The following is a 12,629-nucleotide window of genomic DNA, read 5'->3' as shown; positions in this document are numbered from 1 at the left end:
TATGGTCTGGTGTATTGTTAAATATTTGAATTTCAGATACTTAAATACAAACATTTACCACCATGATTGCAATTTTAAATAGAATTAATAATCGAATTCAGGTTTATAATTAAGTGTAGTAAATTTTTTAACGCCTACTATATTGAAAAAATGTTAATCCAATTTCATCATAAAGTGTTATCTTACAGCTTCTTTTATTTACTAAATTTATGAGCATCTACAAGAATTCATGGGTGTATTTTATATGTCTTTTTATTACATTTTCATCCTGTTCTAAACCTCCAACCGATACAGATACTGTTGATGAAGAAGAAATAATTGAAATTTCTGAATTTTATTTTTCAGCAGATAAAAATCCTTCTTTGTCTGCAGACCTTATTCTTACTTTGCAAAACGATCTTTATTCAGGTAATGTTAAGAAATTATTTGCCAAAAATTTGATTCCAACCTTTAAAAGCAATGCTCAAAAGGTTTTGGTAGATGGAATAGAGCAGGTAAGTGGCGTAACTGTACGGGATTTTTCTCAACCTGTTAAATATAGCTTTGTAGGCGCGAAGGGTACTAAAAAGGAAATTACGGTACAGCTTACTTTAACAAATAATATCACAATACCACATATGTATGTGGAAATAGATAATCAGGAAGAAGTCGTGGAAAAGGAGAAATACCTGAATGGTACTGTTTCGATTTTGGGCAAAGACCTGTATTCTGATTTTTATGCTCCAACTGAAATTCGAGGACGAGGAAATTCGACTTGGCAACAACCAAAGAAACCTTACCGGTTACGTTTGAAGACGAAAGCATCTGTACTAGGATTGCCAGAGGCAAGAAACTGGGTGTTATTGGCCAATTTCTTAGATCCGAGTTTGATGTGTAACGCCGTCGCTATGCGTATTGGTCGTGATTTGAAAGTGCCTTTTACCAACGATATCATTCCGGTGGACTTGACAATAAATGGCAATTATAAAGGTAGTTATGTATTGACCCAACATTTGGAGGTGGCCGACAATAGAATCAATGTGACGAAGGAGGGATACTTGTTTGAATTAGATACCTATTATGATGAGGAATTTAAATTTAGAAGTACCAACTATAACCTTCCGGTGATGATTAAGTCTCCTGATCTGAAAGAACAGAGCGAAGTCGCACCAATTAAAGCCGATTTTGAAAAGTTAGAAAACTTGATTTTTTCTTCCAATTTTCCAGATAATGGTTACCGTGATAAATTAGATATAAATGTTTTTGCTAAGTATTTATTGGTGTATATTTTGACAGGTAATGAAGAGTTAAACCATCCTAAAAGTACTTATATCCACAAAGTTCCCAATGGTAAATATAGTTTCGGACCAATTTGGGATTTTGATTGGGCGTATGGTTTTGAAGGGGCTGGAAACCATTTCACAAATCCTGGACGCGCATTTTTTTGGTCAAACAACAATATTGGATCACGCTTTTTCCAACGATTATTGGAGGATACTGAAGTAAAAAAAGCCTTTAAAACACATTGGCAGAATTATAAAACAAATCATTTTGCGCAATTAATGACCTTCATAGATGAATATGCAGAGATGATTAATGAATCCAAAGCCAAAGACGAGCAAATTTGGAAAAAAGGGAAGGACTTTGCTCAAGAAGTAGGCAGACTAAAAGCTTATTTGAACGCCAGAAGTAGCTATATTGATAATATGGTCACTAGTTACTAGTAATAGGGAGATATAACAATAAAACCTCGATAAATAGTCGAGGTTTTATTGTTAGGGTTATGCTTAATTAATAAGCACCTAAATAAAAGCTACCTGATTGGTTTTTCAATTTTGCACCTTTGGTAATAGCTTTTGTTTTGTAGTTGATTATATAAAGGTTACCATCTAAGCCATTTGGAGTCAATGGTACATAAAAATTGTCGCCGTATACACCAATGTTTTGGAACTGTCCAAACGTGCCCACCATAGCAGTTACACCAGTGCTTGTATTGGCAGATCGTCCACTAAATCCAATATTTGACTCTTGCTCAGTAGTCAATTTACTAGCTGTTTTAGCTTTCAAATCGACTAGCGCTAAATAACCTCCGTCTGTGCCAGTAATTGTATATAATACTAAGCCAACATCGTCTTTGATTAGTCTCCAAGCTCGGATTGCAATATTATCAGAAGAACCTAAGGCGGTCTTTAAATCAAAATTATAAGAATCATCATAGGTATTTGTGCTTGCTGAAATTTTCAATATTTGAGAACCTCCAGTTGCAGTTGCTTGGTAAATATCACCATTAGACCCTATCCATTGCGTCATCGTACGATACGAGTGATTGTTAGTTTTACTTACTCCAGAATATATTAACTTTGGATTGGCTAGGCTCGGGTAATCAACAACCAAAGTAGCTGTACCTAATTCTCTACCAGGGTTAGTTGTTGCCCAAGTTTGAACACCATTATTATTAACGGTAGATTTTTTAGTTATGTCAACCTTCGTTAAGTTACAACCAATAAAAACTTTGTTCTTAGCAGCATTTAAGATTGGTACGTCAATACGTCCAATTTGATAGCCCGCTTTAGTTTGAGCTTCAGTAAACGGAATAGTAAATTCTGTCTGACGTAAGATTGTCGGATTATCTAAGTCTAATGCCAAAATTTTTGCTGTACTTTTCACATCTACGAAGTCAGCGCCAGCACCTTCTGCAGTTCCTTGTACCTTTGCGGAAGCATATACACCAACACCGATGCCGTTCGCAGCAATTACCCAACGCGGAGCATTACCTAAAATAGGTTCAGTGTTTACCTCTTCGCGGGTATCAATAAAGTTTTTACCACCTTGTACGTGGTACTTGTTGAAGATACCACCATCATCACCAGTATACTGAATATTATATAAAAAGTTTCCATTTGGAGAACCTTGTACGCGTGCAGTACGTTGAGAGCGCAATGTATAACCATTTGCGAACACATTTGCTTCAAAATTTGGATTTTCGGCATCAGCTAGTGAGATCGCTAAAGCTCTTGTTCCACCATTACCTGCTTCACCTTCGGCATCAGGGAATGCGCCTGTTAGTGTAATAAATTGTCTTGTGCCAAGATCTGGTCCAGTCAAAAAATTAGGTCCTTCGTCATTTGTTTTCTCACAACTTGATAATGTTCCTATAGCTATTGCGCTACTGAAAACTAGTGTTCTGAATATATTATTTCTCATATTTATATTATTTAAAATTATTTATAGTATAGTTTAATTTTACGTAAAAGGCTCTTCCTGGTTTTTGAACGCCAAAGTTGTCGTATACTTCAGAGTTAAAAATGTTTTTGCTATCCAAACTGATGACAATATTTGATTTTGGTACCCTGTAATTTATTCCGATATCATGTGTAAACTGTGTAGGTGTCGTAAACCAATCTGAATCGTACCAAATGGTTTTAAAAGGGGCCACATAACCCATGTTGTAGTACACATTTACAACGGACTTTTTTTGTATTAGATTGTTAATTCGGTACTGTACGTTCGCATTCATTGTGAAAAATGGCTCATTGGGAACTTGTAAATTATAAAGCGCATGTGGATTACCCCAGTCATCATTTTTTACTTTAAATAGGGAATTGAACTTCGATATGTTAAAAACGGCATTTAACTTATTATTGTATATATAATTTAGTTCTGCCTCAAATCCTATTGCCTGCGTTTTCTCTAAATTCACGAATTGGGTAACTTGAATATCTTCAATTTGATTTTCACGACCTGGTAACACTTCCTCTGTTCTTGTTTGTTGGATTATTTTGTCATATCCATTTCTCCAAAAGAAGTTGCCATAGATGGATAATTTGTGTTTATTCCAGTGAGATATAGTATATCTAGTTCCTAAGTTGTAATTTATTGCTAACTCAGGTAAGATATTTTCATTGGGCAATAAGTTTTCTTCTGGAGCTCCATATATGTGACGTTCTGTAGGCATGATAAATGATTTTTCGGCAGATACTATTAAATAAGCATTTTTAAATGCTTCATATGAAGCTGTTCCGCCAAAACCGCTATTATCACGTGTCGTCTTTTTATTTGTGTAAATCATTTCGCCATTCGTCTCGCTTACTGGAATGTTTTGAACCGTATTATAGATGCCATATTTTCCAAAGAAATTAGTTCTTAATCTTCCGTTGAATGTTTCAGCTTCATAGTTTACACCGAAAATATGGTTGTTTACATCGCTTTGGGTAATCCATTTACTTCGTTCTGGTTTTAATAAATCCTTATCATCTCTGGTCGTGGATTCGTATTTGTGGTTAAGTGAAACACGATGTCCTGAAAATAGGCTATAAGCAAGATTCGATCGTATGTTGGTGATTGTACGGTCAATATCTGAAATTACAGCTTCGCCTTGTTGTCCTCGACCTAGTTCATGTGGATATGGAAGTACTTCGCCCTGACTGTTAGGGGGAGCAAGCATCAATTCTAATTCATAAGAATCACTCCCTTCACGTGCCCAGTTATACTTTTGGCTAACGGTATCTTGTAGGTAGGTATTCCGATAGCTTCTTGCAGCATTTACATTCAATGATAAACCATCAACGAATAGATTCCTTTTATTATAGTTTAAATTCAGTACGTGCGCTTGATATTCGTTAAAGCGTCCTTTGTAAGCACGTGTCATAGTCAGTCCATGAGGTATATCTTTGTAAGAGTCCGAAATATTGTAACCAACAAAAAATTGATCTGCCCATTTGACATCCGTAAATCCAAATTCAAAGCGTCCACCTATTGTTTCAAATTTGTCATTTGGTCTACGTGTTTTATTGTATCTGATGGTATTACCCCCTGAAGTGGTGTATTTAGAAAATTTACCCCACATTTCATAATTATTGTCTGAATGACTGTAAAATCCAGATAACCGTGTTGTAAATCCAGATTTTTGATTACGATACATCCCTGATATATCAGCACGATAGGTGTTGAAGGAGCCATACGAAACCGCAGCGGTAATGTTGTTGGCAGAAGCGTCTTTTTTCATCACCACATTTATTGCTCCTCCGATATAATTACCCGATAGATGTGATGGCAACACACCTTTGTATACTTCAATACGCTCAATCATCGCTGGAGGAATATTGTTAAGATTGAATGAAGAACCATAGGTTGAAATCTCCAACCCATCTAAAAATATACCTATTGTGCTACCGGACATACCATTTAAATTGTAATCAATCGGAGATCCTTCACCACCATTTTGACGAACACGCACACCTACAGCACGGTCCAATAATTCGTTTGTCGTTAAATTTCTTAATGAAGCTTCTTTTGTTTCGATAACAGCGACTGCAAAACCAGATGTTTCAATTTCTTTTTTGGCGGTTTTGCGTTCGATGCGAACTTCGTCGATTGAAAATCCTCCTTTTTCGTCGATATGAATATGTAGATCGGGATAATTTTTATTGACATTTAGCTGTAATACTTTGCTTTCTATCTCTAATGAAGAGATTAATAAGGTATATTTTCCGACAGGGACATTTTTGAATTCATAAAGACCGTTTTCGTCTGTAATTGCAGTAAAGTTTGTTCCCTCTAATTTTATAGTTACATGTGACACAACTTCACCATTTTCTTTATGCACTTTGCCTTTTACAGAAAAAGATTGTTGCGCAAATGCGGTTATATTAATTAAAGTAAAAACGATTAACAGATAAAAGATTTTCATTTATTCGGATTAATATATTAATTTTGATATTCTTTAGAACCAGTCTAAATAAATATTACGCTGCAAATCTAGAATTATTCTAAATACTAAAATGACGGAATCGGGAAAAAATGCTTCACAATCAGAAATAGTCGATCCATTAAATGGACTTGAGTTGGAGATTTCATTGAATTCTTTTCAGATTGAGTTACATTATGTCATTTTTGATGGATTATCCTCTTCGATAATTGCCAGTCCTGTAAATGGTTTTTTGAATATATTATTTCCTTCAAGTTCCTCTCCATGCATTTCTCCATATTTTGTTAAGGACAATTCGTATGTCATTAGGGGAGGAGAAAATATACTTCACCCTATACAAATAGGGGATTCGGTGGAGTGGAAAAATATGTACGGCAATAATGTGGCGATTGCTCTTTTTGTTCCGAAAGATCTGTTAAGAGATTTTCAGCAAAAGTTCGAAGCTGAAAAGCATCGATTTGAGAATGGACTTTTAACAAAAAGCGATAATCGAATTGCTTTGGCTATCAATCAAATTTTGGATTTGGCAAAAAGGAATCATCAATTGAATAACCTACGAATACAAGCATTATTGATTGAGGCTTTGGTGCATCAAATAGAAGGTCTGTATGCGGAGAATGATAAGCGTGAGTTAATCTTAAATAAAAATCATTACGATAAAATAATTCAGGTCAAATCTATTATCGATAAGGATTTGTCAAAAAATCATACCATTCCGGAGTTAGCTCGATTGGTCGGAACGAATGAACAGTATTTGAAAAAATATTTTAAGCAACATTTTGGGAAGACCGTCATGAATTACATTACTGAGCGTAAGATGGAACACGCCAAGGAATTAATTATGACAGGAGAGTATAGAGTCGTGGATGTGGCGCGAATGACAGGATATAAGCATTCTACGCACTTTACCACAGCTTTCAAAAAATATTTTGGATTTATTCCAAATTCACTTCGTTATTCTTTTCTTGTTGCACAAGAAGGAGTACAACATGTCATATCAGAAATAGAGGGTTTTATAGGAATGTTATAAAGCAAGAAACTATTAAACGAACAAAGCCTTTCATTTTGAAAGGCTTTGTTCGTTTAATAAGGTGTTTTAAAATTTATACGATAATGTCGTTGTGAAGTTGCGTGGAGGAATTGGGTTTACTGAATAATTTTCGTGAATGTAATAACTCAATTCATCTGTAATATTAGCCATTTTGGCTAAAATGCTGAATCTTTTTGCTGTATATCCTACGGATAAATCGAACGTAGTAAATGGATCTACTGCTATTAAACGATTTACACCATCTCGAACATTGATTTTCGAGTTATTCCAACCTGCATTGCGCTTACCTGTATAAAATGCAGAAGCCCCGAATTTCAAACCTTTTAAAGAGCCATTTTGCAAGGTATAGAATAGCGTTGCATTACCTGTATGCGCGGTAGTTCCTACTAAACGGACGCCTTCTTCACTTCCCGAAGTTTCCGCATCTTGACCTTGCGCATTTTTGTATTTGTAGATGTCTAAAGTTTCAGTGTATCGCATGAAATTATATGCATACCCAGCAAGGATGTTTAATCCCGGAAGAATATTACCATTTAAATCCAATTCTATTCCTTCGGACGCAGTTTTTCCAGTAAATTCTTTCATATTGGTGTCACCATTTGCAGCTCCATCAGCTGTAACTAGTGCCATCTGCGTGAATTTATTATTGTTAATTCGGTAAGCTGTTAAGTTGGCTGAAAATCTTCCGTCAAAGAAATCATTTTTGATTCCCGCTTCATAGTGATCCACCAACGAAGGTGTCAACGGTTGATAATTTATATCATAACCAGAGTTTGAAATAAAGTTATTGGCATAGCTTAAATATATCGTAGAAGTAGTAATGGGTTGATAAATCAACGCGAATTTTGGAGACCATGATTTGTCTACTTTTGCTCCTACTTCGTTTCCTTTCGCATCTTTATTGATTACAGTTTCAGTAACTCCTGTGTTATAGGTGAATTTTTCCGAATAAGGTGTTCTTTGGTAAGTATAGCGGATACCAGCAAGTACTTTGAATTTTTCTGTTAAGGAAATTAAATCCTGCGCAAAAGCACCATATCTGTATACATCTGTTTTTGTCCACGTATTTTTTGCAAACTCGGGAATATCTAATCTATTTTGTACTGGATTAAATACATTGATCTGATCATAAGCTGTCGAAGGCGTACTTGGTTTTGTAGGATCCGCAAATATATTATAAGCATAAGCTTTAGTCGCGGATTGATCTGCATCTCCACCAAATAGTAGTTGGTGTTTTACACCTCCTGTATTAAGATTTCCTGTTAAGTTTACTTGTTGGTTCTTGGTAAATTCTTCGGTAGCACTTCGGCTTAAAGCTCTAGAAGCTAATCCTTGTGCATTAGCCTGTAATCTGTCAGATCCATAATAATCGCGGTTGTAATTCTGAAGACCTGCGACTAAACTGATTTTCCAATCTTCATTAAAATTGTGGTCAAAAGATACATTTCCATTAGTAGAATTTGTATTATTAAAAGCCCCATTTACATTTAGGAATGTTCCTCTACCAACTTCATTATTGATTTTTCCTTCTACGGATCCAATACCAAAATCTGGAGTAAAGCTCGATCTCAAATAATCAAAATTGAAAGTAAGTTCTGAATTGTCCGAAATCTTATACAATACAGAAGGATTTACATATACTCTTTCTGTTTTTACTATATCTCTATAGCTGTCGGCAGATTGTCCTGTTCCTATAAAACGGAAAGCAACTTTATTTGACAGAGGACCATAAACATCTAAGGTAGGTTTGTAGCTGTCCCAAGAGCCATAACGGAAAGATACTTCACCTCCTGATTCAAATTTTGGTTTTTTAGTTACTAAATTCACTACGGCACCACCTGTTACCCCTCCGTACAATAATGCAGCAGAACCTTTTAATATTTCTACCGATTCTAAAGTGCTAGCTTCCATACGTCCACCATTATTTGTGCGCACGCCATTTTTGAAGATGTTATTGGAGCCTAAACTATAGCCACGAGCAAAGAAGTTTTCATTTACACCACCACGATCAGCACCTAATGCGATACCATTTGCATTTTTTAGCGCGTCACCTAATGTATTTATCTGTTGATCGGCGATTACTTGGCTATTGATGATTTGTACAGATTGAGGTAAGTCTTTGTTGTCAATTCCAGATTTGGCTACTCCCACTTTTTTATTATTAATGGAATTATAGCCTATAATATCTACCTGATCTATTTCTTGATCTGCTTTTTGAAGAATGATATTATCTAATTCCGTTATTTTTCCTTCTGGATTTACTTGTAGCGTTTCTCTGCGATAGCCTATGCCGGATATGGAGATTTCAAAAGCACCATTTTGTGGAATATACAATTGGTAATACCCTTTATTATCCGATTGCGTTTGCTTATTACCACTTTTAATGGTAATATTTGAGAGTTCTTTTCCTTGACTATCTGTTAATTTTCCTTTTACAGTTGTTTGTCCATACGCCACTGATCCTACAGTCATAGAAGTTAATAACGCATAAAATATTTTTGATTTCATAATTTTATTTAAACTAATTCTAAATTGTGATCAAAAGTAAGGCAGAGGATGAGAGAATAAAATAAACATTCGGATAAAAAGCTTAACAATCCGAAATTTTTTAATTCGTCAGATTGAATATCAATAAAAAAGCCGCTCTTTGTGTAGCGGCTCTCTATAATATGCAAATTGTATTAATCAAATTTCCATTTAACAAAAGCTTCAATAGCTTCGTAATCAGCAAGACCTAACTTGCGGTACAAGCCTGCTGTATATGTAGTTCTATCTTCAGCTCTTACCCAGAACTCACGTGGATCATCACCTGGGAATACAGGAAGATCTTTTTGAGATTGGTGTTTGAAGATTGCCAAACGTTTACGTTTTACTTCTTGTGGTGAAAGTGGCACAGCCATTTCGATTTCGTGCATTGGGAATTCGTACCAAGCACCACGGTACAACCATAACCAACAATCTTTAGCCCACTCTTCAGTAGCACGCAATCTTGTCAATGCTTCTAAGATAATATCGAAACAAACCTTGTGTGTTCCGTGTGGATCGTGGAAGTCACCAGCAGCAAATACCTGATGCGGTTTTACTTGACGCAACAATTCCATTGTTTGTTGGATATCATCTTCAAAAGATACATCTTTCGAGAATTTTTGACGATCGTAGAAAGGAAGATCTTGGAAGTGAATATTTTCGTCAGGTAAACCTACGAAACGCGCTCCCGCGATAGCTTCACCTTTACGGATATACGCTTTCACTTTGCGGATGATCTCAGGATCGATTTCCTTAGGTTGTTTTTTAGCAAAGTAAGCATTAGACTCATTGTATAAGTTTTCTAACTTAGCAGCGTCATCACCTAACTCTTTAGTAATATCCGTTGCGAATTCTAAGAATCTTCTTGCGTCATCATCCCATACCGCATTATTACCAGAAGTTTGGTAAGCTACGTGTACATTGTGACCTTGATCCGCCAAACGGATGAAAGTACCACCCATAGAAATTACGTCATCATCAGGGTGTGGTGAGAACAAAATCGCATTTTTACGAGGTGGTTCAGCACGCTCAGGACGATTTGAATCATCTACGCCTGGTTTACCACCTGGCCAACCTGTGATCGTACGTTGTAATTCGTTGAAGATTTTGATGTTGATATTGTAAGCAGGACCTTTCGTTGTCGAAAGACTCGCCATACCATTATTGTTGTAATCGTCGTCAGTTAATTTTAAAATTGCTTTGTTCAATTTCAATGACAACCATACTACTGCTTTTTTGATTAAGCTATCTGTCCATTCTACGTCATGAGCTAACCAAGGTGTGTCAAAACGAGTCAATAAACATGCAGCGCCTTCGTCTAAGATAAACTCAACGTGATCTGATAATTGTAGGAAAGTAGCAGGAATATCTGAAGAAATTTCACCTTCTACAGCTTTCTTAACGATCTCCGCTTTTTTCTCATTCCAAGCCATTAAGATGATCTCTCTAGCTTTGAAGATCGTACCCACACCCATTGTGATTGCTTTGGTAGGTACATTTTCTTTACCTCCAAAATCATGAGAGGCATCACGACGTGTCAAATCATCTAAAGTAACAAGACGTGTACCTGAGTTTGGAGCTGATCCTGGCTCATTGAAACCAATGTGACCTGTACGACCGATACCCAAAATCTGAATATCTAAACCGCCTAAGTTAGAAATCTTCTGCTCGTAAGCTTCACAGAAAGCTTGCACTTGGTCTTCTGCTAGTGTTCCATCAGGAATATTGATGTTTTCACGAGGAATATCTACGTGATCAAACAAGTTTTTATTCATGAAAGTAACATAGCTTTGCACTGCAGTAGGCTGCATTGGATAGTATTCGTCCAAATTGAATGTTACTACATTTTTGAAGCTTAAACCTTCTTCTTTGTGAAGACGTACTAATTCTTTGTACACTTTGATTGGAGTAGCACCTGTCGCTAAACCTAATACAGCCGTTTCGCCATTAGCTTGCTTCTCTTTGATGATAGAAGCAATACGATTTGCAACTTGAATCGAAGCAACGTCTTGATTTGGGTATACCGTTACAGGTACTTTCTCAAAACGTGTTTCCTCTAATAAATTTAATCTTGCCATTTATGAGGTATATATATGATAAATCGTGAATTGCAAATTTAACAATAAAATGCCCTTGTTAATAAATAAAAAACCAAATAGTTGTTATTTAATAAAAAATATATAAAGTCAAACCATTGCGGAAATTACATTTGTTGTAAATTTTGTAACGCTTTTCGGATGGTTTCTTCTTTTTTCGCAAAACAAATACGCAATAGATTCTGGTTCAATCCACTGGTATAAAAAGCGGATATCGGAATGGTCGCCACTTTCTTTTCCTGAGTTAATTTTTCAGCATACGCTAATTCCTCTGAATGTGTAATTTTGCTATAATCTACTAATAAGAAATACGTTCCTTCGCAAGGTAATATTTGGAGTGGTGTGGATTTTATACCCTCAATGAGATAATCTCTTTTTTGTTGAAAAAGCGGTGCCAAGGAATCATAATAGCTTATATCACTAAGATAATCAGCAATAGCAAATTGAATAGGTGTATTCACCGAGAAGACATTGAATTGATGTATTTTTCGAAATTCAGCAGTCAACATGGGATTAGTTACGACATAGCCTAACTTCCAGCCTGTAGCATGCAATACTTTTCCAAAGGAAGCAACAACAAATGATTTCTGTCTAAGAATGTCAGATTCTAAAACTGATATATGCTTTTTCCCATCAAAAACCAAATGCTCATACACCTCATCACTCAACACATAAATACCTGTTTCTTCGACAATTTTTTCGAGAGCGAGAATGTCTTGTTGGGATAATATTCTTCCTGTTGGATTATTCGGGTTATTGATAATAATAAGTTTTGTTCTATCAGTGATTTTAGAACGTACTACATTCCAATCAATAGCAAAATCTGACGCTAATAGTTCTATTGGAACGACTTTACCCCCAAAAGATTGTACACTTGGGCTGTAGGAATCATACGCTGGCTCAAAAGTTATAACCTCATCACCTGGATGAATCAAGGCTGCAATGGTGGAATACAATCCTTCAGTCCCGCCTGCAGTAATCGTTATTTCCTCATTCTGGTCGACATGAAGATTATAATACTGTTTATATTTATCTGCAATAACTTTTCTAAGCTCAATCGTTCCCTGCATGGGCGCATATTGATTAAACCCTTTTTGCATATAATGAGTCACAAGGGAGATAAGTTTTGGATCAATGTCGAAATCGGGGAATCCCTGCGATAAGTTTATTGCTTGTTGCTGTTGCGCCAACAAGGACATTCTTGAAAAAATACTTATAGCAGAGTTCGGAAGCTTAGATTTGAATGGGCTTAGATAACTTTGTGTCATTT

General features: G+C 35.9%; 7 protein-coding genes. 2 read left to right on the top strand and 5 right to left on the bottom strand.

Annotated features, from left to right (window positions below; genetic code table 11):
* Window positions 1-209 precede the first annotated feature (209 nt).
* On the top strand, window positions 210-1,703 hold the full coding sequence (locus G5B32_RS12855) for a CotH kinase family protein (RefSeq protein ID WP_165291932.1): 1,494 nt from the start codon (window positions 210-212) through the stop codon (window positions 1,701-1,703).
* Window positions 1,704-1,770: 67 nt separating this feature from the next.
* Here the strand turns inward: G5B32_RS12855 and G5B32_RS12850 are convergent, their stop codons facing one another.
* Together G5B32_RS12850 and G5B32_RS12845 are read right to left on the bottom strand one after the other, a co-directional pair.
* Window positions 1,771-3,183 (bottom strand): hypothetical protein, encoded by a 1,413-nt coding sequence (locus G5B32_RS12850; protein ID WP_165291931.1) that lies wholly within the window; start codon window positions 3,181-3,183, stop codon window positions 1,771-1,773.
* A 7-nt stretch (window positions 3,184-3,190) separates the two neighbouring features.
* Window positions 3,191-5,668, bottom strand: a complete 2,478-nt coding sequence (locus G5B32_RS12845; protein ID WP_165291930.1) for a TonB-dependent receptor — start codon at window positions 5,666-5,668, stop codon at window positions 3,191-3,193.
* Between the two features lie 91 nt (window positions 5,669-5,759).
* On the opposite strand from G5B32_RS12845, the gene G5B32_RS12840 reads away from it, so the two are divergent.
* Window positions 5,760-6,716, top strand: coding sequence for a helix-turn-helix domain-containing protein (locus G5B32_RS12840; protein WP_165291929.1), 957 nt, complete (start codon window positions 5,760-5,762; stop codon window positions 6,714-6,716).
* A gap of 66 nt (window positions 6,717-6,782) precedes the next feature.
* Here the strand turns inward: G5B32_RS12840 and G5B32_RS12835 are convergent, their stop codons facing one another.
* The 3 genes from G5B32_RS12835 to G5B32_RS12825 all read right to left on the bottom strand — a co-directional run bounded on the left by G5B32_RS12835 (window position 6,783) and on the right by G5B32_RS12825 (window position 12,627).
* Complete coding sequence (locus G5B32_RS12835) at window positions 6,783-9,245, bottom strand: TonB-dependent siderophore receptor (RefSeq protein WP_165291928.1); 2,463 nt, start codon at window positions 9,243-9,245, stop codon at window positions 6,783-6,785.
* A gap of 173 nt (window positions 9,246-9,418) precedes the next feature.
* On the bottom strand, window positions 9,419-11,341 hold the full coding sequence (gene nagB / locus G5B32_RS12830) for a glucosamine-6-phosphate deaminase (protein WP_165291927.1): 1,923 nt from the start codon (window positions 11,339-11,341) through the stop codon (window positions 9,419-9,421).
* A 125-nt stretch (window positions 11,342-11,466) separates the two neighbouring features.
* On the bottom strand, window positions 11,467-12,627 hold the full coding sequence (locus G5B32_RS12825) for a methionine aminotransferase (RefSeq protein ID WP_165291926.1): 1,161 nt from the start codon (window positions 12,625-12,627) through the stop codon (window positions 11,467-11,469).
* Window positions 12,628-12,629: the final 2 nt, after the last annotated feature.

It is taken from the genome of Sphingobacterium sp. SGL-16 (assembly GCF_011043515.1).
GTDB lineage: Bacteria > Bacteroidota > Bacteroidia > Sphingobacteriales > Sphingobacteriaceae > Sphingobacterium > Sphingobacterium litopenaei.
This window is presented reverse-complemented; position numbering and strand designations above follow the sequence as displayed.